The following is a 23,315-nucleotide window of genomic DNA, read 5'->3' as shown; positions in this document are numbered from 1 at the left end:
GCCCCTGCGGCGGTATCTCATGCAGGCGACGCAAACGGACCGGGGACGGAGTGCGCGCAGAGGGGCTGGGCGGCGGAGGCTGCCGCCGCCAGGAGACCTCGTAGCCCTCGGGCGTCGGCGTACCCCGGTCCGCAGCCGTCGCAACGTACGGGCATGCTCACCTCCGAGTCCCTGGCCGCCGCGCCCAGCTGGGATGCTGCCGCCTTCGCCGTCTGCAGGGTCGGTGGACCGTAGGGGCGCAGGGGAAGACCGCGGCCTCAGCGCCGGGACGGCAGGGACTGCTCCGTCCAGATGGTCTTGCCCGTGCGCGTGTACCGGCTTCCCCACCGGTCGGCGAGCTGCGCGATCAGGAAGAGTCCACGGCCCCCTTCCTCCGTCGCGTGGGCACGGCGCATACGGGGCTGGGTGCTGCTGCCGTCGGACACCTCGCAGATCAGCGTCTCCGTGCGGATCAGCCGGAGCGAGATCGGCCCACCCGCGTAACGGATGGCGTTGGTGACGAGCTCGCTGGCCACCAGCTCGGTGGTGAAGGCGAGCTCGTCCAGGTCCCACCGGGACAGCTGGGCCAGTACGTGTGCTCGTGCCTCGGCCACCACCGACGGATCCGCCGGGAAGGTCCAGGTGGCGGTGGACTCCGCGGGGACCCCGCGGACCGCCGCGAGCAGCAGCGTCACGTCGTCCGACAGCGGAGCGGGCACGAGTCGCCGGACGACTTCGGTGCCGACGTCCTCCAGGGGCCGGCCGGCCCCGAGCGATGCCAGTGCCTGGCGGAGGGCTGTCATCCCCTCGTCCAGGTCGGAGTGCCCCCGCTCGATGAGCCCGTCGGTGTAGAGCGCGACGACGCTGCCGTCCCCCACCTCCTTCTCGAAGGGTTCGAACGGCAGTCCGCCGACCCCGAGCGGCGGACCGGGGCTGAGATCGAGGTAGGAGACGCTGCCGTCCGGGTCCACCAGCGCGGGCGGCGGATGCCCCGCGCTGGCCACGACACACCGTCGGATCACGGGGTCGTACGTCATGTAGAGGCATGTGGCACCGAACGACCCGAAGGGAATCTCGGTGCCGGGGGGCCGCGCGGCTTCCGAACCGTCGGCGTCGATGACGAACTGCGACACGAGGTCGTCCAGATGGGTCAGCAGTTCGTCGGGTTCCAGGTCGAGGTCCGCCAGCGTCCTCACGGCGGTGCGCATCCGTGCCATCGTCGCGGTGGCCTGGAGGCCGTGCCCGACCACGTCCCCGACCACGAGGGCGACCCGTCCGGACGACAACGGGATGACGTCGAACCAGTCACCGCTGACACCCGTCGCCGTGTCGGTGGGGAGGTAGACACTCGCGGTGTGCACGGTGGACGTGGCGGTCGTGGAGGAGGGCAGCAGACTCCGCTGCAGGCCGACAGCGGCGTTCCGCTCGCGTGCGTAGCGGCGTGCGTTGTCCACGACCAGAGCCGTACGTGAGGCGATCTCCTCCAAGAGGGCGAGGTCGTCGTCGGTGAAGGGCGGACGGCCCTCGTCGCGCCCGACCCGGATGCGGCCGAGGAGCGCCCCCCGTGCCCGCAGCCACACGCTCATACCGTGCGCGAGGGCACCGGCCGCGTCAGGAGGATCGGTACTCGCGTCGGGAAGATCGACGCTCGTGTCCATGGCGTGCGGCCGTACCCGCCCCGAGAGCGCACCACCGGTGTCCACCTCGTACGTGTCGGAGCCGAGCAGCTCGGGGGAGAGCCCGGCCACCGCCGTTCGGCGGAGCACGTGTCGATGACGGTGCTCGGGGGCCGGCTCCTCGTGGGTGAACACTGCCTCGGCGACCTCGACGACGGCCACGTCGGCCCATGTCGGAACGAGTACGCCGGCGAGGTCGCGGGTGGTCTCGTCGGCGGAGAGATTGGTGCTGAGCACGGTGGTGGCCCGGTGCAACAGGTCGAGGCGACGACGCGAGAGCCGTTGCTCCGTGACGTCCACGAAGAGGGCCGTCACGCCCATCACGAGCTCGTTCGCCTCCTGGAGGCGGAACGCGGAAAGCGCCATGATCCGCCCCGCACCCGGGTCGATCCGCGTGCGCACCTCGACATCGACCGCGACCAGCGGGACCCCGGTCGTCAGGACCTCACGCAGCCGCGCCTCGATCACACGGGCGTCCGACTCCCGGACGAAGTCGGCCAGCCGAGCCCCGTACAGATCGTCCGGGACACCTGTGTAGGGGAGGAGGTGGGTGTTCGTCCTCACCAGACGCAAGCCGTTGTCGAAGACCGCGAGACCGATCCGGTCCTGGAGGAACAGTTCCCGCATGAAGGCATTGCCCTGACGCCACTGCGCGACCAGGGCGCGGGGTGCACCCAGCACCAGGAACCGGGGCGGGGAACCACCCGGCCCGTCGGTGAGCGGCAGGACGCGGAACTCCACTTCGCCGGCCCCGTCCGGGGCGAGCTCCGCGCGCCCCTCCCACACCGGTCCGTCGCGCTGCGCCATGACCGCCCGCCAGGTCCCCGGATCCGCCAGGAGATCCCGGACGCGTCGCCCGTGCAGGTCCCGTGCCGACCGCCCCAGCAGGTTCTCCGCCGCGGGTGTGCACCCCAGGACGGTCCCACGGGCGTCCACCACGAGACCGGCCGCGTGCCCCACGTCGAGGAGGTCGTCGCTACCCGAGGTCATCGGAGGGCACCGTCCATTCCGTGCATGGTGAGCGGCTGCGACCACCGCTCCCCACCACTCTGCCCGCGCGCCCGCCTCGCGGCACGCCGTACTCTGCCGAATGGCCGCCGCCACGTGCGGGTCCGAGGACCGGCACGCGAAGACGCTCGCGCCGCATGACGAGCGAGCACCGGCGTTCGCCGTCGGTACGGTGCCACCGATCCGAACCGCGTGCCACGCCCCTGACCCGGGGCGCTGCATGGGCTCCCGCTCCTGTGGGGCGCCCATGGGCCCCGCACGCCGTACGCGCCTCGAGCGCGTTCCGTCCGTCGCTGCCGTGGGCCCGCTCACGCTGGACCTGAGGGCGGTGTCGTACCTGGCCCAGCCCCACCTTGGCGACGATCACATCAGGGCCCCGCCACCGCCGGGCCCCACCGGTGCCCCATCAGGCAGTGGCGTACGAAGGGCAGGTCTTCTGTCCGCACCCGCTCGCGGGGCCCCGCCGCCTGCAGCACCACATGTCCGGAGAGGCCATAGCCGAACGCGGCCTCGGGACTTTCGGCAGTCAACAGCGTCTCGAACAACAGCGGCACATGCTCTGCCGAATCACCGCAGGCGCAGTTCAGCGCGCTCCAGTCGTGCCGTGCCGGCTCGGCACGCACCAGCGGCGGGCTGACTATCTGCGGGTGGAGGCGGTTGCGGCTGGACTGCGGGCCTTGTCCGGCCGTGATCCGACGGCGATCATGACCGGGTGCAACATCGCAAGGAACTCCACGAACTGCTGACAAGCGCCGGACTCACGGTCGTCGAGGACGTGCCGCCGGGCAGTGGGTTGCCGCCAGAGGCCGGCTGGCGAATCGCCCGGGGGACGGCGGCGCCGGACGGCGCGGTTCGGGAAGTGTTCGACGCCGCGTGGTGGCGTCTCCTCGCGGATGCCGGCGGTGAGTTCCTGGTGGCGGTCCTCGGAGGGCGGATCGGCGGCAACGACTCCTGGTGGACCCGGGTCCGCTGCGCCGATGGCGGTGTGCCGGGGCTGACCGGCGACCCCGGTTTCGTGGCGCTCTCCCTCGACGGGCAGGTGCTTGTCGCAGAGGTACCCGGCGAGGGCGGGCCTCGCGTGACGGCCCTCGACCGTCTGCCGGAGCGGCTCGAGGAGGCGGCCGCGGCCGCCGGACGTGAGACGGAGGCCGAGCGCGATGAGGTGTGGGCGGCGGTGCCCGGCCGACAGGCCCGGCCTCTGCACTGGGCGGAAGGGATCGGTTCCAACCCGGCCGCACCGGACGAGCTGCTGATCCGGCTGCTGGACGTGGCGGAGGGTTTCCTGCACGGCTGCGACAGGCCCGCCGTGCTCGACGCCGCCGTCTCGCACCCCGATCCACGCGTGCGGGCGACGCCCGCCGACACCTTCAGGCCCAAGCTCACGCCCGATCAATGGGTCCGTCTGATCCGTGCCGAGCCGTCGCCGAGGCGGCGTGTCCTGTGGGCCGAGCGTGCCGGCATCCGGGGCGCAGAACTCCCCGACGACCTCTACGACGACCTCCTCACCGGACCGTCCCGCACCTCGGCCGCCGAGTTGCCCCGGCTCCCCGCCCACCATCTGCCGGGTCTCGCGGCCGACGCCGATCCCCGGGTGCGCGCGGCTGCCTGTGCCCGGTGGGAGGACCTCGCCGCGCCACTGAGGGAGCGGCTGCTGGCCGACACCGACGGCGCGGTGCGTACGGAGGCGCTGCTCGCCCACCACACCGGCATCCCCATGCCCCGCGAAGCCTTTGCCGCGCTGCCCGCGCCCCGGCGCGCACTCGAAGAGTGCCTTCTCTCGCCCGAGCTGGAGGCGGAACTGGTCCACGACGGGGACGCGGACGTACGCCATGCGCTGGCCGCCAACCCGCGTCTCGGCGCACGCAGCGTCACCGTCCTGGCGCAGGACCCTGACGCCGCCATCCGCGCGACGGTGGCGCTGCGGCCCGACCTCAGCGAGGAGCAGCGTGCCGCGGTGCGCTACGCATTCGACCCCGAGTCGATGTCACACACTCTGCCCTGGGTCGAGAGCCTGCACGGGGACGTCGACGCGATGCGCCGCCTCGCCGTATCGTCCCATCCGTTCATCCGCCGAACCGTGGCCCGTGCCCGGCATCTTCCACCGGACGTCGTGGAACGTCTGGCACGGGACGAGGACCGGACGGTCCGCCTGTTCCTCGCCGAATCGTGCGACGACGCGCCGGCCGAGATGCTGTTGGAGGTCTGGCACTGGTGGGACGGCAGCTTCTCCCACCCCGACCGCCCCCGTAGCCACCCCAACTTTCCCCGCACAAACCTGCTCCGCCACATCGGGGACCCCGATGGGCGGATGCGCCGCCTGGCCCTGGACGATCCGGAGTCCACGCCTGCCGACGTCGCACGACTCACCCGCGACCCGGAAGCCGAAGTGCGCCGCCGCGCAGCCGAGGACCCCGGACTGTCACCGGTCGACGCGGTGCGGCTGCTGAACGACCCCGTGGCCCACGTCCGCGAGACCGCGATGCGAAACCCGAGGCTGCCGTCCCGAGTCCTTGCCGGGCTGCTGCACGACCCCGACGCGGCACGCGTGGCCGTCGCCAATCCGGCGATCCCGGTCCCCGCCCTGCACCGCCTTCTGGACGCTGCAGCGGGAGCCGTGACAGCCCGCCGTTGAGATCCGCTCCACCTCGCAGTGCCGCTCGCGCATGGTGCGGGACCTGGAGTGCGCCCAGGACCTGTTCTGCGCCGGTGAGGTGTGTGGGGTCCGTGCCGGATGCCGGTCGGCCGCCGGTTCGGACGACGGTGATGCGCGGCGACGGCCGGCGGGGAGGAAATGGGTGGAAGCCGGGCGTAGGCTGGGTTCAGGAGGCGAGGTCGTAGATGCTGTGAGCCGTGAGCCACAGGCCGACCAGCAGGGAAAGCGTGACGATCAACGGTTCCTGATGCCGACTGAGCCAGCCCCGCAGTGCGTTGAGGCGGGCGTTTGCGCTGGTGGGGGCCCAGACCACGTACGTCTCCATGACGATGAGGCTGAGAGTGGCCAGTAGGCAGTAGCAGGTCAGTGCGAACCAGTCGGTGGCGGTGGAGAGGTCCGCGTCGAGGGCGGTGGCAGCGCCGGCGGCGACCAGCCCCCAGGGCTGAAGCACCCACGCGAGGCCGGCTGCGGTGATGGGGGAGGCGTTGTCGATCCGGGCGGTCCAGCGGGGCGTCCCGTGTGGGCGGGGCGGTCGGCGGTGCCGGTGGGCGCCGTACAACACCAGTGCCACACCGATGGCGAGTTTCGCGGCGATCGCCGCGGTCGAGGGGGTGCTGTGACGCGCCGGGGGCTGACCGTTCGTCAGCAGCATCACGAGGGTGATCACCACGACCAGATTGGCCAGCCACGACAACAGGAACGCCAGGCCCTGACGGGCACCGTGCAGCGAGGAGAGCAGCAGGATGAAGGCGCTGTTGTGCAGCGGTCCCAACGTGATGGCCACACCGATCACTACCAGGTCGAGGACCATCGGTTCAGTCACTCCTGGGACTCGGGCTGTACGCCGCTCTCTGGACGAAGGACCTGCCGGTATGCGTAAGGGACGCTGTTACGGAAGCGCCGCACCCGACTTTGCAGGGGACCGCACGGCCGGTCAAGCAGGTCACACACGTGGCGCACGGGATACCTCCGTACCAGGGAGGGCCTGTCCATCTGCCGTCGGTCACCTGCACCGTACGGGGTACCGGTCGTGCGTACGCCGACGAAGAGGACTCGGCGGTGACGCCGTCGACGCCCGCGAGCACGAGGGTGTCACCTCCACGCTCCGGCAGCAGATGGCGGTTGCGCAGCAGCTCCCAGCCCGGCTCGTCCATCAGATCGACCCAGTTCTGGGCCTCGCTGTAGTGCTCGTGGTTGACGATGCGCGCACGGTCCTGCCCGTCACCGACACCGATCAGGGTCAGGGCGAGCCGCAACAGGACGCCGAACGGCACCGACCAGGTGAAGAGGACCCAGACGCCGCTCAGCACGGTGTCGCCCACGATGGCAGCCCAGTCCTGCTGACGCCGCCCGCGGCCGCGCATCATCGCGAGGGGCATGGTGATCAGGCCGAGCGCGAACGGCGCGGTGCCGGTCACCGCGACGGGCAGTGGCCAGTTCTGACCCGCGTGCAGGAGGGCCCCGCACGGCACAGACCACAGAAGGACGGGGTGCGATCAAGGGGATGTACCGCATCAGGCGCTGCAGTCGGCCCCGTGACGCCCCTGGCGCCTCCCCAGCGGCAGATCGGGGAGTACTGTGCTAGATCTACGTCCCCCTGAGGCCCTGTCCGGCGGACGGATCGTACGAGGAGCGGCCCCGGGCTCCTGCAGCGGCTCAGCCGTCGCACCGGCCGTCCGCCTGTGGCCTCGACATGAGCCGCCGCCCACAACCGCCGCCCCTGCGGCCTAAGGGCTGTCCCGTAAATGATCTCCGAGTCGGTGGGGATGTGGGTGGGTCGTGGGCCGAGGCCCAAAAGGGGCTCGACACGTTCTTGCGCACCTTGGGGGCGATGCGCAACTTCACCCAGGTGCGACTGATCGGATACTGCTGCGACAAGACCTTCGACGTGGGCTGAGGCTGATCATTTTGAGTGAATACGGCATCTACGCCGGCTTCCGGGAGCCGCAGGCCCCTGGGGCCACCCTCGCGGAGACCCTGCGGGCCGACCTCGAAGCGGCCTTCGGCATCCGGTTCTTCTGTGACACCGACGGGCGATCCCCCTCCTTCACCTGGGGGGACAACGCGCGCTGGCTGAGCGTCTGGGTCGCGGTTCCGCCGGACCTGGATGAGCCGCACCGCTCCCACCCGGCCCGGGTCACCGCCAACCAGGCCGACTCGGACGCCTGGGCCCATCGGGTCTTCGAAGCCCTGGACGCAACGGGCCGGTACTCGCTGTTCATGATCGAGGACGACGAGGACCTGGTCCGGACGAACTCGGAGCTGGCCCGCGCCCAGTGGGAAGACCGCCGATCCCTCGACTGACTCTGTTCACGGGAACGGGCAGCACATGTTCACCACTTCGGGAGGCACGCCGTTCGAACAGGTATGGCTGGAGCCTGCCTGCGCCGAGGGACGGTGTGCCTGCGACAACGTAGTTGGTTACGCTTCGCCAGTGAGGGGCTCACCGTGGTTCCTCACGTCCGCGAAGGCGAGACAGACCTCACGTTCAGTTGTCGATGCTGCGGTACATCATGAGCAGGGTCTCGCGCTCGGCGCCGGCCGGTCCTTCCTTGTGGGCCAGCAGGGCCGGGGTGTTCTTGAAGCTGTGGCCGTCCAGCTCGGTCGGCTCGGTCCACTCGTCCCCGTCCAATGTGGCGTGGCACAGCTTGTCGGTCTTGGGGTGTGGGTAGACGGCGTGCAGCTTGCCGCCGTAGGACGCCAGCGCGACACCGCTGCGGGAATTCATCTCGGTGTGGGCACTGCCGTCGCCGGGGGTGCCCGGTCCCTTCCGGCCGGCGCCGTCGAAGATGGCGTACCGCAGGCCCCCGTTGACCGGATTGGCGCGGTAGAGGAGGTGCAACGCGCCGTCGTGGGCGGCGAGTGCCGGGTTGCCGGGATAGCCGAGCTTGACACTGCTCTTCAGGGCGAGAGAGATGCCATGGGCGAAGGACGCTCTGGGGGCCCGACCACCTGGGCCGGCGATTTCCTCGCCGTCGGGCCACACCGGCGCGGACCACTTTCCTTCGGCGTCGCGGACCCCGTGGCGGAGGTGCCCGCCCTCGCTGATGTGGAGCAGGTGGACAGCGCCGTTGAACACGGCCATGGCAGGCGCCAGCGGCATCACCTGGCTGTAGGTGAGCTGCTTCGACTCTGCCAGCAGGACCCGCCGTCCTCGGTCCTCAGGTACGTCTCGTAGAGGCACGAGTTCGGGTGTCGGGTCTGGTTGTCGACTGTGACCACGCGCCCGTCGGGTCCGGCGGCATGCGCGATGAGCTCGGCGTTGTAGCCGCCGGATCCCGCCTCGAACACGACGGCGCCCGGCTTCAGGCGCAGGTGCTCGATCATGTCGGCCTGGGCTCAGGCCGCTGACACCGAGCTGATCGCCGCTCCGGCCTCGTCTCGCCGGGTGATGACCGCCCGGTCGCCGCCGTTGTAGGTGGCCGACAGGCGTGGTTCGGCTGCCGCTCCTCGACGACCATGATCAATCGCAGCGCCAACCACGGTTCCAGTCCCGACGGCCTGTTCTGAAAGGGCTCTGCGCGGCAGTTACGAGTCCTCGCACTCCAGATGTCGGGTCACGGTGTTACCGTACGTTTCGGTGTAAGAAATTGTTGCGCTTCTGACGCGGTCTGTCGCGGCGAGTCCCACACGCTGTTGTAGGGGACCGCCTACGGTCACGTACGCAGCGGCGGTCAGGCCGGGCAAATCCGGTCCGGAAGTCCAACAGGCATGCCACGGCGCTCGTCCTGGGTGAGGTCACGGCCGACGACGTCGCACAGGTGGCGTTTCCAGAGTTCGGGGTCCAAGTGGACCAGGTCCAGGCGCCCTCCGTCATCGTTTCCTCCGAAGCCACCTGCGGACAGGGCCCGTAGCAAGGTCTTCCCGTCCTTGGTGGCCGCCACGAAGTACTGATTCGCCGCGAAGTTGTAGGACTCGAAGTGGCTGGGATCCGATGCTTGCTGAAAGCGCACGGAACTCCCGTTGGCCACGTAGAACTCACCTTCGTTCCCTGTGAAGTCGAAGGTGAACCCGTCGCCCGTGAACAGGCGGTTCGATCCCAGCGGCCCGAGTGGGCCGACCATTCTTTTCGGTTGTTGCCCGGACCCAACCGACCACAGTTCCAGCATGCCGCCCGGAGTTTTCGCCGCTGCGTACTGTCCTGTGCTGTTGAGGAAGGCCCGTTCGACGTCCGGGCCGAGGCGGATGCGCAGTGCCTTGTTCTCCGCGCCTGTTCGCAGATTGACGGCGTGCAGCGTGTGGTCGCCCCAGACCATGATCTGCAAGTAACCCGACTCGGGACGGCCGTTCACCGCGAAGCCCGAATCGGGCGCCCCCTCGCCCGGCTTGGCGAATCCGAGAGCCCGGGCATCGATGACCTTGGAGAGGCGGCGGCCGTTTCGGGCGTTCCAGTGCTCAATCCGGCTGCCGGAGCGCGTTATCAGCTCGTCGCCCTGGATGAAGTTGAGCTCCAGTGGGTCCCCGTTCCCGACTTCATCGACGGGGGGCATGAGTGTGGTGATCTCTGCAACCTTGCGCAGGGACGGGATCTCCCGGACAACGATTTCGTTGTGGTCGACCACGTCCGCCACGAGCGTTCCGGCGTCGTTGACCGTCAGCGAGTTCACCCGGGCCGGCTCAACCGGCCCAGACATCTCAGGTTGCTTCACCTGGGACGTGATCCGTCTGGAAGTCACGTCGACGAGCGCCAAAATCTCCTCGCTGTCAGGTTCGCCCCAGTGCCGGACCCGGGCCACCATCGTCTTCCCGCCATCGATCAACTTCGGATCGTTGACGACGATGTCGCCACCATCGACGTCGACCCCGTTCAGAGGCAAGGCGGTCAGCGCGTTACTGTCTTCAGCTTGAGCGAGTAGGACCGGGACACGCGCATCTCCGAGGAGACGGCCGGTGTGGTTCTTCAGGGAAGGCCCCGGGACCTGTTGCACCTGGCTGCCAGGCCTGGTGCGGACGAGTGTCCGATCGGCAAGGGATGCGACCGCGAAGCGCTCCCCCTTCGCGTCGGCAGCGACGCTTTCGCAGCCCGCGTCTTTGGCTGTGTAGCTGTTCAGTACCCGTCCGTCCGTCACACGCACAGCCCGGTAGACGGCGTCGGTCTTGCTGCCGTGGTCCTCTGCGCTGCAGACGACCAGTACACCTCCGTCCCCCGACAGAGCGGCAGCCGGACCGAACATCGTGCTCGAGTCGACTCCGTCCAGCAGCTCACGCACCTTCCCTGTGCCGACATCCACAGCCGCCAACGAGGAGTCCCCTTCGCCCGAGCTGGGCCGGCGGACTACGAGCGTGTCCTCGTCCGGCCCGAACCACACGGCAACTTCGGCCGTGGGCAACTGCCCAGGCACTCCCCTGTAGCGTCCCGTCGCCAGATCCCACAGCCGCAGCCGTCCGTCCGCTACCGTGGCCATGTGCCCGGCGTCGGGTGAGAAGGCCATGACGCTGTCTTTTTGGCTCTCCGCCTCCACGTCGACCTTGTCCTTGAACTCTTGGTCGCGAACCGTATGCGCTGTCCCAAGCAGGTTCTCCGCCTTGTCAGCCTCGGGAGTGACGTCGTGCCAGACCAGGTTGCCCGCCGCTGAAAGATAGGCGATCCGCCGTCCGTCCCGGCTGACCAGCGGGTGGAAGGCCATCTCGGCAAGGCCGAGCGGGTGGCGCAGAATCCTCCCCCCGGCTTGGCGTACGAGCAGCGTGGCGCGTTGGTTGCTGGACGTCACCAGCGTCACCATGCCGTCTACGCTCGTCTCCGCGTCCAGAATTTGCCCCTCGGTCCCGCTCAGCACCCACGCTGCGTCCTTGAACTGGTCGTACCTGCGCAGCATCGCGTTGCGAGCCTCGTCCGTCGGCGCGATCTCATACGCCCCCATGGCGATCAGGGCGGCTTGTCCCGGATCCTGCTTCGCGACTTCGGCGGAGAAGTTGGCCAGCAGGCGCGAACGTGATTCCGCCTCGCGCTGGGTGCTGACGCGTTGCTGATAGACAAGGAAGGTGCCGAGACTGGCGATCAACGCGAGCACCATGGCGGCCGCGGTCCAGGAGGCGCGGATGCGGGCTCGCCGTACCCGCTGGCGTTGCCGTGCTCGCGCCAGGAAGTCCCGTTCCTCCTCAGAAAGTTCTGCTTCTTTTTCCCTCAACCAGGCCTGCATGGAGGCTAGCTGAATCGCGCCGGGCAGCAGAGCCGGCGACCTGTCTTCCTTCATCCAGCGGTCGCGGTCATGGTTCAGTTCCGCGCGGCCCGCCAGGAACTCGCCGTCGTCCCTCACCTGTTTCTTCAGTGCGGGCCAGACATTGATCAATGTCTCATGGGCCAGCTCGGCGGTCTCTGGTTGCCCCTTGCCTCCGCGCAGCACGAGCAGCCGTCGTGCGGCGAACGACTTGGCGAGCTCCCATACGGCCGTGCCCGCCTCCTCTCGGGTCAGCCTGCGCCGCAGAGGGATCTCACTCCCGGGCAGCAGTCGGACCAGGCCCCTGAGCAGCCGCGCCGCATCGGCCTTCGCGTTCGTCCCGACGCACTCCTTCCATGCCTGTTCGCAGTGTTTCTCCAACGCGCCTAACACGCCGTGCATCGCCTCGTACGTTGTCGCGCGCAGTCGGCCGGCGAACTGGTCGTCCCACAGTTTCTTCAGTACGAAGCCGAGGAGCGGCAGGTTTTCGGGCTCGCCGCACGCATCGTCCAGGATGCGCCGAGCCAGCCCTGGGTCGTAGGTCACGGCCGGGGCCTTCTCCAGCGGTTTGGTGATCACCTCTCTGAGCTGGTCCCGGGACATCGGCGTCAACGGGAGTGTCCTGCTGTTCCGCAGCAGGGGGGCGAGCCGAGGGTGCTTGAGCGCCGCGTCCATGAAGTCGGAGCGGAGAGTGACCAGCAGGCGTGATCCAGTTCCCGGACCGCCTCCGGGAACAAGTACCCTGACGGCTTCCTCGATCTCTGCCTCGGTTCGATCCAGGAGGGCCTCGGCCTGGTCGAGTACGACGATGTACTTGCCTCCCGCCTCACCCCGCAGGCGGTTCAGAGTGTCCACGAGGCCCCTGTTCGCGAGCCATCCCTCCACCTGGTCGACGCTCTCCGCGCGTGGATCCCCATACCGTCCGGTGCGAACGGCTTCGTAGAGGTCGGTGGCCAACCCGGACAGCAGGGTCCCGTCGGCCCCCGCGTTCACCACCACGGCGTCGTAGCCGTCCCGCCGCATCTCGGGCACCACGCCGGCCAGCACCAGCGAGGACTTCCCGCAGCCCGATGGCCCGTAGAGGAGGACCGCAGGGTGGTCTCCTTTCAGGTTCGTGACCACTTCCTCGATGTCGTCGCCGCGTCCGAAGAAGATCTCCTCGTGGCTCTCCTGGAAGGTGGCCAAGCCGCGAAAGGGGTCCGGAGCCAGGGCGCGAGCAAGGTCGGGCAGCTCCCGCAACACCGCTTTCACGCTGATCGCGAATGCCTGCTGAGTGTCGTCCTGTTTACCCTCGACCGCGACGACGATGCCGACCGCCGCACCCCACTGCTCGTCCCAGACGGGGCTGCCGCTGAAACCCTTTGTGACGCGTGAGGTTTGTGTGTTGGCCCGGGAGAGTTGGATCCAGTCTCCCTCCGACTTCCCGCTGAGCTCCCCTCGGTGCCAGATCACACCCGGCTCACCATCCGGAAATCCCACAGTGCGCACCGGACGATCCGAAAGCAGCTTGTCAGAGTCGGCCATCGGCAGCGGACATGTGCCGGGAACCACGTCCCGCAACCGCAAGACCGCAACGTCCCCGCAGTGCTGAGGTTCCTCTGGTATCCACCGCTCTACCTCGGCGGTGAAGTTCTGCCTCCCGGTCCCGTCGGCCAACGGGAAGTCCACCAGAACCGTGGCGCCGACGGCGACTTCGAGGTGCCGTTTCCTCTCCAGTGCGTCCGACACGACATGGGCACAGGTCAGCACGCGGTCCGGGGTGACGAGGACGCCTGCCCCGGCGATCGTGCCGTTCTCTCCCCTGATGCGGACGACCGCTGCGTTCAGCGCCTCGTCGGCACTCCGTGACTCGTCTCCCGACACCGTGGCCTCCGCGTCCCCCGTAAGCTGATCAGGTCAACTTACCTACGAGACAGGCCCGCTTGGGTCTCGTGAGTCATTTCCGTGCCACGTCAGGCTCACGGAGAAATTGGCCGACGTCGCGGTGCTGGCGATGACCACGTCTGCCTCGGCCGACAGTGACACCCCAAACTCCAGCGTGATCTCGTCCGGTGCGTTGGCCATCCCCCGGAACCTGCCCACGAAGCTCTCCGCCACTGGCCGCACGGTGTCCAGCATCTGTCCGAACGACCGCTCCGCCCGGGCTACGGAACGGCCTCCGCGGCCCACTCGGACGAGGGTTTCGTCCACCTCGCGGATTTGAACACGGATCGCTTCGTCACTGCCGTCCGCCAACGGCACCTCGACCGTGTGGACAAGGTGTTCACTCATCGCAACCTCCAGCACTCGGGAGGAGAGATCGTAACGAAGTCGATGACTCTCGTGTCCGGCGGTGTTGAGGACACCACCCCGCCACAAGTTGATGAACCGAGGGTCATCGCGTGATCATCGGGGGTTGGCGTGGTCTGGAGATCGTGAGGTGGCCGTGCCCGTTCCCAGTCGGGTTCCTACGCAAGATCGCGATACCAGACTCGAGTACTGGGCCAGGCGTCTTGGCGCATGGGCAACCGCCGCGAATACGGAACACCTCAACATGTGGCCCTACCAGGCACGAGGCCGGGACCGTCGTGACACATCAGCAGCCCGCACAGAAAGCCCATGCCGGGCGACGGCCCCATAGCGCCGCCGGCGCCCCACCCTGACGTCCGAGCCGCTCGCGGGCCCCCGACGCGGCAGGCGACCGGAAGCGATCGACGGCTACACACCGGGGCCTGCCGACTGGTCCGCCCGGAAACCTGGTGCACCACCTGCAGCTACTCAGGATGAAAAAGGCTCACTGCTTCCAGTCTGGATCGCTGCCGATGAACCCGAGGCAGCGCGCCGGCATGCAGCCCTAAGGGTTCGTCGGTATCGCTGGTGCGGGCAGGTCTAGAGCACGGCCGGGAGCGAAGGTGAAAGGGGCGGCGTAAGCGGGGAGGTGCCCGGCGCCGCAGTGATCGTTCCCCGATAGACTCGCCGAATGTCGCTGACGCGTTCGGCCGTCGTAGACGTGAGCGTGGCACTCGATCTCGCGGGTGCAGAGCCCGAGGTGTTCGACGTAGGCAGGTCTACGGTCGCGGTCGGGGCTGCGGCGGTTGTGATCATCGGGGATGCAGCGGACGATCCGGCCGCAGGCGGCGTGTGGAACGACCAGGAGTTCCGTCTACGAGGTCTTACGCCTGCAGCAGCCGCATCCAGGCTCATTGGCCGAGAGCCGTTCGCAGGATCGGAACCGGATCTGATCAGGCGGTGCACTTGTTCGTCCGGGTCGACGGTCTAGCCGTCTGCATTGGTCCAGTCCGCCACTCGCGGAGCACCTGGACCAACGGCGAACTCGACAGTTGCCACCTGCGCCTCGACCCGCCGTTGAGTCGAGAACTGCTCGACATGGTTCGGCCGTCAACAGCTACGCCCCTTTCGCCCGGCCTGGACTGGCTCGACCGTGTCCGCACGGACCCCGGCCTGGCCTTGGAGTCCTTCGTCACCGGCTGGTATCCCGCCCAAGCGGAAACCCGGCCCACCGACATCGCGATACCCGGCTCCGTTCCTTATGCCTTGGCCGGCTTCTACCGTCTCGCCGAGAACCGTCCGGCCATCCTCGGGGGCCAGAACTTCATCCAACCGCTCGCCAGGCTCTCGACCGACATCCGCGGTGAGCGCCTGGTCGTCGCCATCGAGAATCAGGGCTGCTGGCACTGGTCCATCCCCTGGCAGCTCGACGCTGCCGGCACCGATCCGGACGTCTGGCTGACCGAGGACGACGCACCGGCCCGCGAGGAGGAGCCACTAAGACCGTGTCCTATGTGGTGATGTAGTCGTTGAGGCCGTCATGGGGCGGGGTACGTGGAGTTGGATTGTTCCGGATGGGTTGTGGGAGATCGCGAAGCCGCTGATCCCGCCGTCGAAGGTGCGGCCGCAGGGGGGCGGGACTCAGAACACGCCTGATGAGACGCTGTTCGCCGCGATCATCTACGGGCTGGTGTCCGGCTGCGCCTGGCGGGCCCTGCCACCCTGCTTCGGCATACCGAAGTCGACCGCGCACCGCCGGTTCCTGATCTGGTCCAGGGCCGGAGTGTGGGGCCGGCTGCACGAGGAGATCCTGCACCGCCTCGACGACGCCGGCCTGCTCGACCTCTCACGCGCCGTCCTCGGCTCCGCCCACGTCCGGGCCAAAAAAGGGGCGAACTCACCGGTCCGAGCCCCGTGGACCGCGGCAAGGCGGGCTCCAAGATGCACGTCCTGTCGGACGCGAACGGGCTCCCTCTCCTCGTCGGCCTCTCGGCCGCCAACACCCACGACAGCCAGGCCCTGAAGCCCATGATCACGGGCCTCCAAACGAAACACGACCCCTATCGAGGACGCGACTTCAAACCCCAACGCCTCCACGCCGACAAGGCCTACGACATCCCTGAACTGCGGAAATGGCTCCGCGACAAACGCATCGGCGTCCGCATCGCCCGCAAGGGAGTCGAGTCCTCAGAACGACTCGGTCGCCACAGGTGGGTCATCGAACGGACCATGTCCTGGCTGACCGGCTACCGCAGACTCAACCACCGCTACGAACGTCATCCCCGCAACTACCCGGCCTTCCTCGGACTTGCCGCGGCCATCTGCTGCTACAAACGGCTCGTCCGCCTCACCACATAGGACACGGTCTTAGGATCGGCCAGGTGGGGATTGGGCGGCAGATGGGTGGTGTGATGGGCGGCATGGTCACGGCGGTGAGTCGCAGTGCGACCTATGTGTTCAGCAAGCCGAACCGAAGGGCGATCAACCTTCTCGCAGGGCTGGGCGTCGAGGGGGATGTTCATGCGGGGGAGACGATCCGTCATCAGTTCCGCATGACCTACGAGCCGGATCTGCCCAACCTGCGCCAGGTCCACCTGATGCATGCGGAGCTCTTCGACGAGCTCGCGCTCAAGGGCTTCGATGTCTGTGCCGGTCAGCTCGGGGGGAACATCACCACGCGCGGCGTCGACCTGCTCGGGCTGCCTACCGGAACGCTGCTGCTTCTGGGTGGTGAAGCGGTGGTCGAGGTGACAGGGCTGCGGAACCCATGCGCGAAGATCAACGACTTTCGGTCGGGACTGCTCGGCGAGATGTTCGTCCTCGAGCCCGGCTCGGGGGAGTTCGCGTTCAAGGCAGGTGTGATGGCGGTCGTCCGCCAGGGTGGCCCTGTGACGCCTGGTGACACCGTCGTGGTCGAACTCCCGCCGCCTCCCCACCGGAGATTGGAACGCGTCTAGCCAGGGCTTCGGGGTAAGGGCCGCCTGTCTGCTCCGACCCGACCCCCGTTCCCTCCCGCCACGGACGGAGCCTCCGGGCGGGGAGCGGGAGCCGGGGCTGCCACTCTGCGCGGGGATAGTCCCCCAGCGCACGGACTTGCCCATGGGAGCGGCTCCTGCTCCCCGCTCGCGCGGGGATGGTCCCCGGCCGATGTGTCCGTGGCCTTGGGAAGGTCGCTGTTCTCCGCTTTGCATGGGGTGGGTTGGTGTTCCGGTCGCTTGGGTGGCTTTGGTCGCTGTATTCCGTGGGGTGCAGTGGATATCGATCGGTGTGCTGACCATGTCTGCGGTGTGCTTACCGCGGCTGCTTCCCGTGTCGGCGGGGGTGCTTCCCTCCCCAGGTCACGCCGGCTATCCGGCATGGCCTCGCAAGGGCCTGCATCCTTCGGATACGGGAGTGGCATTCCATTGGCCAGGTGCGGTCGTACGGCCCCGGGGCGTTCCGTCCTTGCTTGCCGATCCGTCATGCTCCGTGGGTCGCATGCGGTTCGAGCACCTCGCATCGGATACGAAGTCTGGAGAGGGGTGCGGCCGATCAGGTTCTGCGTGAGATGACCATGATGTATTCGCAGGGGGCGTTCGTCCGGTTGGCGAAGCCGTGGGCCGCATCGGCCTGGAAGAACAGGGAGTCGCCTGCGTTCAGGGTCTCGCTGATCCCGCCGACCGCAACGGTGAGGGCGCCTTCGAGTACCACGAGCTGTTTCTCCGTGCCCGGCGGATATGCGGGCAGTAGCCCGGTGGAGACCTGCGGGGGGAGGTAGTGGACGACCAGCTCGGCTCGTCCCGCTCCCGGGGCCGCTGACGCGATGTGCCGCTCGAAGCCGGTTTCGGGGTCACGGAAGACGGGGCGATCGTTCTTGCGCATGACAACGGCCACACCGGACGCGGCAGCGGCCGGCGCGCCGATCAGGTCCGAGAGCGACACATCGAGCGCGTGGGCGATCTTGGACGCGATGCCGATCGTCGGGCTCTTCTCGCCGCGTTCGACTTTGGACAGCATCGCCCGGCTGACCGACGACTGTGTGGACAGCTGCTCCAGTGTCAGGCCCGCCTCCTCGCGGCGTCGCCGGACGTTACCGCCGAATGCGCCGGCCAGGTCGTCACCGTGCTGTGGTCCGGCCGCGTTTGCGTCTTGCTTGGCCACCGTGCTCCTCGATCGATGGGTACATCGATGCCCGCAGTATAGGGTTTCTCCGATAGGAGACCTGGTCTTCTATCGGGGAAACGTGATGTGCGCCCGACACGACGGAGGGGTTCCATGCGTTTGATCTCGAGTGGCCGGCACCATGCCACGTTCGAATTCGGCGATCTGCAGGTGATCTCGTTGCGAGACGGGTACATCGACATGCCGCCGACACGGCTCCGCGACGAGGACGGACGCACGCTCGATGAGCTGCCGGCCGCCGTCCCGCTGGCCGACGACAACTTGCGGCTGTCGGTCAATGCCTTCTTCGTCACCGACGGCACGCGGTCCGTTCTCATCGACACCGGCGCGTCCGACGTCTGGCACGACCCCACCATGGGACTGATATACGACGCGCTCGACGAAGCGGGAATCGACTGCGCGCATGTGACCGATGTAGCCATCACCCACCGGCATGAAGACCACGTGAGCGGCCTGATCGCGCCGGACGGTTCACAGGCGTTCAGCAAACTCGAGCGCGTGTGGATCGGCGCGTGTGACACCTCGGTGTTCACGGGGCGGCTCGAGCCGATCCGTGACCGAGTCGTACCCGTGTCGGAGAAGGTCGCGATCAACGACTGGACCACCGCGATCCCGACACCGGGCCACACACCCGGTCACACCGTCTACGAGATCAGGAGCAGCGCCGGCCGTCTTCTCGCCTGGGGTGACACCGTTCACGTTCCCACGCTCCAATTCGATCAGCCGAACGTGTCCTGGGAGCTCGACGGAGACCAGTCCCAGGCACGCGCCGCACGAGCGGCACTCCTCGAACAACTGACCCAACCGCACCACTTCGTAGCCGGCGCCCACCTCGACTCACCCGGCGTCGCCCGCGTAACCCCCTCCGGCGACGGTTACGCGCTGGAATACCTCGCACCACCGATCGGCTGATCGAGCCTGTCGACTCCGGGCCGCGCTCGCGTCCTCCGGCACGGACTCCTTCACCTGCGCCGGGGGCGGCTCCCGCGGCGGCAGCGCCACCGCGACAGCGACGCTCACCGCGCGCCGGACGACATTGTGCCGGATCTGCTCCCCGCCCGCGCGGGGCTGGGTACACACCCCCGTCCGGCGGCGAGTTGCGTGACGTGCGTGGGCGCCCGTCCGCCGGCGCCGGTCCTTGCTGCTGCGCCCGCGCTGCTGATTGTCTGGCTGACGCCTGTGAGGTCCTGACGGGGCCCCTGCCGGGTCTGCGGGGTCCGGTGCGAGCGGCGGGGCAGTCCCTGCCGCCTGCGTGCGTATCCAGGCCCAGGCAGGTGCCCGGACGTGGCAGGATGGCCTCATGTTGATCCGAAAGGGCGATGCCGCGTAGGAGTCCCAAGGCCGTCCGCGCAGAGCGGTGGCGGCCACGATGGCGGTGTCCGGTCCTGAAGGTCCATGGCGTCTCCGCGCGGACTCGTGCAGCGATCCGCAGGGTTGAAGACCAGGAGATGTGGCCGAACGCGGTCGCTGACGCACTCTGTCGTATCGAGTGGGCTTTCGAGCGTCCTGGCCGGTACTTGGATGCCTCCGTGTTCTGCTCACCCGGGATAAATGAGGCCCGTGATGACCTGGAGTGGGCGATGCGGCACCCCCCTCTAGGGGCCAAACGGGACTTGGGCCGACTGATCACACGCATCGATGGGGAACTCGAGCGCCGTACTTTGCCTGAACCCAACTCCATCGAGTTGGCGACGTTCGGCTGGTGGTGGACCAGAATGCGTGAACGCTGACGGGCCTGGAGCTGGTGTACCTCCCCTCCAATCGAACGTCACCGTCACCCTCCGCGACCGCTCCCCAAGATCTGTGCCAGAGCCCACGACTACTTGATAAAGCCAACCAGGCGTTCTCCAGCGATTCGGCGAAGAGCGGCGAGGTATCTCGGGAGCACTTCCCGTCGAATCCGCCGTGACCGGCGCACTTGCCCGCGGGCGGCTTGCGAAGAGCTGAACGACCCGGTGCGCTCAGGTCGTTGCATGGGCGAGGAAGCGGCCGGTCTGCAAAGGGGCCCTGGCATGGTCGATCGCGGTGATGCACGCACGGGCCCACAGATCGGGGGCTGGGATATCGAGCAGGTCTTGCAGCTGGTTGATGTGCGTGGTGCGTTCGTGCACAGGCATGGTCAGTGCGGCGCGCAGGGTGGCGACGAGGTCTTGCGTGCTGAGGGGGTCGGTGAGCAGGGCCGCGGATCCTATGTGCTGGGCCACTCCCGCGTACTGGGACAGCACGAGCGTTCCGGGGCGGTCGGTGGCGTGGTGTGTGGTGATGTACTCCTGGGCGGTGAGGTTCATGCCGTCGGCGAGTGAGGTCACCCAGAACACGTCGGCTGCCAGGTAGTGGTCGACGACCTCGGGGAACTCGAGGTTGTGGGGGATGTAGTCGACGGGCTCCCAGGCGGGTGTGGCCCATCGGCGGTTGATGCGGCTGATCGCTCTTTCGAGTTCCTCGCGGGTGGTGTCGTAGGCCTCGATGCCGGGTTCCGGAGGCGGGCAGATCAGACGGTAGGACACCTTCCCCCGGAGCGCGGGTGTTTGCGTCAGGAGCGCATCGAGTGCGTGGATCTTGTGGACGGGCGCTTTGGCGTAGTCGAGCCGCTCCACGGACAGAACGAGCTGACTGTCGTCGCCACCGCTGTCCTGACGCCGATGTCTGAGGCGGGCCCTGGCCATGTCGGCGACGGCTCGTCGGTCGATGCCGAGGGGATGCACGCCCAGGCGGGGGACAAACCTGGAGGCAGAGGCGAACAGCCGGCGGAAGTTGTCGGCGCTGTCCGCGGTGTGGAAGCCCGCCCAGTCCAGGTGTGCGAGTGACTCGATCAGTTGCTCGGCCGCTGGAATCCGACGGAACACTTCGGGCCTGGGGAACGGCGTGTGGTGGAACAGCCCGATGGCCAGGTCGGGTCGCTGAGCCTTGAGAGCCGCCGCAACGAGCCACAGGTTGTAGTCGTGCAGCCAGACCGTTCCCCCCTGCGCCGCGAGGGAGGCGATGTGATGTGCGAAGGCGAGGTTGACGCGCTCGTAGTCAGGCCAGTGATGGGGCAGATCACGGATGAGGTCGGGCTGGGACATCAGGGCCGGCCAGAGTGTCTCCTTGCATACGCGATGAAAATAGCCGGCCCATCGCTCGGGGCTCAGCGGCAGGAGGGAGAGCGGAACCCCGGCAGCCGTCGCAGCGGTGGCGGTCGGTGCCCTCTCACCGGTGTGGGCTGCTGCCCACACGGCGTTCAGACGCTGATCGGCGAGCGCGCTCTGCAAGGTCGGCAGGATCCCGTTCGGACTGCACGGCGAACGCCAGCCGCCGTCGATCCAGCGTACGGGGGGACGGTGATAGCCGACCGTCACCGACCGGCTCGCCAGCCAGCCCAGACGCTCCATCCCCTCCAGAACGGCAGCAGCGCCCTCCCACACGGAGTGATGCACTTCCTCTCTCACGGGAGCAGCAGCAGCCAGGGCCGTCTCGGCGTTCGCCACGACGACGGCGTGTGTGCCCTGCGAGAGCATCGAGAGGTCGTTGAGCGAGTCCCCCACCGCCAGCACCGCCTGCCGCGGCCAGCCCATGCCGCGCCGGAGAAGCTCCAGCGCGTTGCCCTTGCTCGCACCGGCCGGTAGCACGTCGAAGAACTGACCGGACGAGTAGGACCAGGAGCACCCCAAGGCCTTGACCGCGAACCTCAGCGCACCGGTGAGATCCGCCGGGTCCAGATGGAACGAGCACCGGCCTTCCTGCGCCACACCGTGCTGATACACAAGCTGCGGGAAGGCCTTCAGCCGAGCCCGTACGAGTTCCGCACCGGGCCAGCCCTCCCGCAACTGTTCCTCCAGGCCGTGGACATGCAGCATCCGCGGGGCGTCGATGACGCTCGCACCGACGTCCGCGATGATCCAGCGCGGCACCGGTATGAGGGGATCATCACGCAGAAGCGCCTGCACAGAAGGAAGACCGCGCCCCGTGGCGAATACGAGCGTGATGCGCGGATGCCGGGCCAGGGCGTCGCGCAGGCGGCGCCGTTCCTGCGGTTCGCCGCCCAGGAGGGTGCCATCCAGGTCGGTCACCAGCACCCTGGCAGCTGAAACTGCTTGCCGTTCCATAGGGGTCTCCCTTCACCGTTCTCTGCCGACCCACCGGGAGGGGGCCGTGATGCGGCTTCGGTCTGAGGCGCTTCACCAAGCGGGATCGTGGGTGACAGGGTTGATGGGCAGGACCTCGTCAGCTGCTTCCTGCGATGAGGTCGAGGCCCGCTGGAAGTCTCGGATCGCCTGTCCGAGCAGTGACTCGCGAAAATCGTCGCTTTCCACGAGCCGAGCGATCAAGCCGTCGGGAGCATTGCGTGCAGCTTCCACGAGACGATCGGTGGCAGGCTCATGCGGTGCCATCTGGACCTCCAGTTCTACGGAAGAGGAGCGGCGATCCGGCGGGCGCAATGCCCGCTGAGTAACGCGGACAGAGCACGGGTGCACCAGGTTCATGTGCTGCCGTCCTGCGGCTAGCCCTGCTGTCTGCGCGATGAACTAGACCAGGCTGTGTTGCCTGGATGACGGCCTCGGAGGGCGCCATTGCGTGCAAGCCTCGCCGGAATGGACACGAGACCATCGGACCCGCGGCTCCAGGACTGCTCCTGAACTGCACTTACACCGGTCATGATCGCGCTCACCGCCGTGGAGCGCGTGATTCTGGCGACCATTGGAGTGATAGATCGCGCTGATGACAGGTGCATTCCGAACTCCGCTAGTACTCCAGCCGTAGATCGTGATCGTGGATACCGAGGCCGCTCGTCGGTAGCCTGCGCGTGTGGCTGAGACCTGGGACGAAGTGCAGCTGATCGCGGACGGCTTCGAGCGCGTGTACGTCGAGTTGGAGTGGTACAGCGGGCCGCGCGCCGGCCTCGGCGATGTCGACGGCAAGCCGCACTACTTCCAGGGCGACGACTGGGATGACGCCGATGAGGCCGACGAGTACCGCGTCTGGCCCGCGAGCGACGCGGTGGTGGAGCTGGAGCGCGAGCAGTGGGCGATCTTCGCCAGGTGGAACGAATGCCGTGAGGCCGGGACGGTGGAGCTGGAGACCCACCCGGGCCAGGGCGGGATCGACGCCCGTTACGCCGAGCTGGCCCTGCTGCTGGCGCACTACCGGCAGGCGCCGGACGACGCGAGGCGCCTGGTGGGCGAGGTGCGCTTTGACGCTGGGGCCCGCTACCGGGTCGAGGGTCTGGACTACTGGATCCGGTGGCGTCCAACCAAGTGAGGCCGCCGTTGATCATGAGGTGTTGTGTGGACAACCGACGATCACGCGGCGACCCCGGACGCCGGCGTAGTTCCTGCTCACTGAGCTCTTTCAGAGTGGCCACTGATCGAGTGACCCAGGCCGAGTCAGGATGAGGACCGCAACGCACAGGGCTCCCGCGCCGTTGAGGGAGGT

General features: G+C 68.2%; 16 protein-coding genes and 2 pseudogenes. 7 read left to right on the top strand and 11 right to left on the bottom strand.

The genetic code is table 11. The features are described 5' to 3' along the window. Positions 1-257: 257 nt before the first annotated feature. Complete coding sequence (locus ACFYX3_RS39760; protein WP_389024713.1) at positions 258-2,645, bottom strand: SpoIIE family protein phosphatase; 2,388 nt, start codon at positions 2,643-2,645, stop codon at positions 258-260. Positions 2,646-3,031: 386 nt separating this feature from the next. Beyond that, entirely contained in the window at positions 3,032-3,286 is a 255-nt protein-coding gene (locus tag ACFYX3_RS39755) for a hypothetical protein (protein ID WP_389024711.1), read from the bottom strand. Positions 3,287-3,375: 89 nt separating this feature from the next. Between ACFYX3_RS39755 and ACFYX3_RS39750 the strand changes: the two genes are divergently transcribed. Further along, on the top strand, positions 3,376-5,295 hold the full coding sequence (locus ACFYX3_RS39750; RefSeq protein WP_389024709.1) for a hypothetical protein: 1,920 nt from the start codon (positions 3,376-3,378) through the stop codon (positions 5,293-5,295). 187 nt (positions 5,296-5,482) lie between these two features. On the opposite strand, the gene ACFYX3_RS39745 is transcribed toward ACFYX3_RS39750, so the two are convergent. Both ACFYX3_RS39745 and ACFYX3_RS39740 read right to left on the bottom strand, forming a co-directional pair. Then, positions 5,483-6,127, bottom strand: coding sequence for a GAP family protein (locus ACFYX3_RS39745; RefSeq protein WP_389024765.1), 645 nt, complete (start codon positions 6,125-6,127; stop codon positions 5,483-5,485). A gap of 226 nt (positions 6,128-6,353) precedes the next feature. Beyond that, positions 6,354-6,831 (bottom strand): annotated as a pseudogene (locus tag ACFYX3_RS39740) (hypothetical protein); the annotation flags it as partial. 393 nt (positions 6,832-7,224) lie between these two features. On the opposite strand from ACFYX3_RS39740, the gene ACFYX3_RS39735 reads away from it, so the two are divergent. Then, positions 7,225-7,620, top strand: a complete 396-nt coding sequence (locus ACFYX3_RS39735; protein WP_389024707.1) for a hypothetical protein — start codon at positions 7,225-7,227, stop codon at positions 7,618-7,620. 184 nt (positions 7,621-7,804) lie between these two features. Here ACFYX3_RS39735 and ACFYX3_RS39730 read toward each other — a convergent pair whose 3' ends face one another. The 4 genes and pseudogenes from ACFYX3_RS39730 to ACFYX3_RS39715 form a co-directional block, all read right to left on the bottom strand. Next, positions 7,805-8,419, bottom strand: coding sequence for a hypothetical protein (locus ACFYX3_RS39730; RefSeq protein WP_389024705.1), 615 nt, complete (start codon positions 8,417-8,419; stop codon positions 7,805-7,807). A 104-nt stretch (positions 8,420-8,523) separates the two neighbouring features. After that, positions 8,524-8,736 (bottom strand): annotated as a pseudogene (locus tag ACFYX3_RS39725) (methyltransferase, FxLD system); the annotation flags it as partial. 254 nt (positions 8,737-8,990) lie between these two features. After that, positions 8,991-13,337 (bottom strand): trypsin-like peptidase domain-containing protein, encoded by a 4,347-nt coding sequence (locus ACFYX3_RS39720; protein ID WP_389024703.1) that lies wholly within the window; start codon positions 13,335-13,337, stop codon positions 8,991-8,993. Positions 13,338-13,379: 42 nt separating this feature from the next. Further along, complete coding sequence (locus tag ACFYX3_RS39715) at positions 13,380-13,745, bottom strand: CU044_2847 family protein (RefSeq protein ID WP_389024701.1); 366 nt, start codon at positions 13,743-13,745, stop codon at positions 13,380-13,382. Between the two features lie 957 nt (positions 13,746-14,702). Between ACFYX3_RS39715 and ACFYX3_RS39710 the strand changes: the two genes are divergently transcribed. From ACFYX3_RS39710 to ACFYX3_RS39700, 3 genes are all read left to right on the top strand, one after another. Further along, positions 14,703-15,263: a hypothetical protein gene (locus tag ACFYX3_RS39710; RefSeq protein ID WP_389024699.1), complete on the top strand. Its 561-nt coding sequence runs from the start codon at positions 14,703-14,705 to the stop codon at positions 15,261-15,263. A gap of 19 nt (positions 15,264-15,282) precedes the next feature. Next, positions 15,283-16,100, top strand: a protein-coding gene (locus ACFYX3_RS39705; RefSeq protein WP_389024697.1) for an IS5 family transposase whose coding sequence is annotated in 2 segments (ribosomal slippage) — positions 15,283-15,631 and positions 15,631-16,100 — 819 coding nt in all. Because the reading frame shifts where the segments join, the coding sequence is not laid out codon by codon here. 53 nt (positions 16,101-16,153) lie between these two features. Then, positions 16,154-16,699: an MOSC domain-containing protein gene (locus tag ACFYX3_RS39700; protein WP_389024763.1), complete on the top strand. Its 546-nt coding sequence runs from the start codon at positions 16,154-16,156 to the stop codon at positions 16,697-16,699. Positions 16,700-17,273: 574 nt separating this feature from the next. On the opposite strand, the gene ACFYX3_RS39695 is transcribed toward ACFYX3_RS39700, so the two are convergent. After that, complete coding sequence (locus ACFYX3_RS39695; protein ID WP_389024695.1) at positions 17,274-17,882, bottom strand: helix-turn-helix domain-containing protein; 609 nt, start codon at positions 17,880-17,882, stop codon at positions 17,274-17,276. Between the two features lie 114 nt (positions 17,883-17,996). Between ACFYX3_RS39695 and ACFYX3_RS39690 the strand changes: the two genes are divergently transcribed. Further along, the gene (locus tag ACFYX3_RS39690; protein ID WP_389024693.1) at positions 17,997-18,815 is read left to right on the top strand and encodes an MBL fold metallo-hydrolase; all 819 of its coding nucleotides are present in this window, start codon (positions 17,997-17,999) and stop codon (positions 18,813-18,815) included. 1,049 nt (positions 18,816-19,864) lie between these two features. Here ACFYX3_RS39690 and ACFYX3_RS39685 read toward each other — a convergent pair. Beyond that, positions 19,865-21,988 (bottom strand): HAD-IIB family hydrolase, encoded by a 2,124-nt coding sequence (locus ACFYX3_RS39685; protein WP_389024691.1) that lies wholly within the window; start codon positions 21,986-21,988, stop codon positions 19,865-19,867. 72 nt (positions 21,989-22,060) lie between these two features. After that, entirely contained in the window at positions 22,061-22,366 is a 306-nt protein-coding gene (locus tag ACFYX3_RS39680; protein ID WP_389024689.1) for a hypothetical protein, read from the bottom strand. Positions 22,367-22,688: 322 nt separating this feature from the next. Between ACFYX3_RS39680 and ACFYX3_RS39675 the strand changes: the two genes are divergently transcribed. Further along, positions 22,689-23,141, top strand: a complete 453-nt coding sequence (locus ACFYX3_RS39675) for a hypothetical protein (protein ID WP_389024687.1) — start codon at positions 22,689-22,691, stop codon at positions 23,139-23,141. The last annotated feature ends 174 nt before the right edge of the window (positions 23,142-23,315 follow it).

The organism is Streptomyces sp. NPDC002463 (genome assembly GCF_042889835.1).
In the GTDB taxonomy this organism is placed as follows: domain Bacteria; phylum Actinomycetota; class Actinomycetes; order Streptomycetales; family Streptomycetaceae; genus Streptomyces; species Streptomyces nymphaeiformis.
This window is presented reverse-complemented; position numbering and strand designations above follow the sequence as displayed.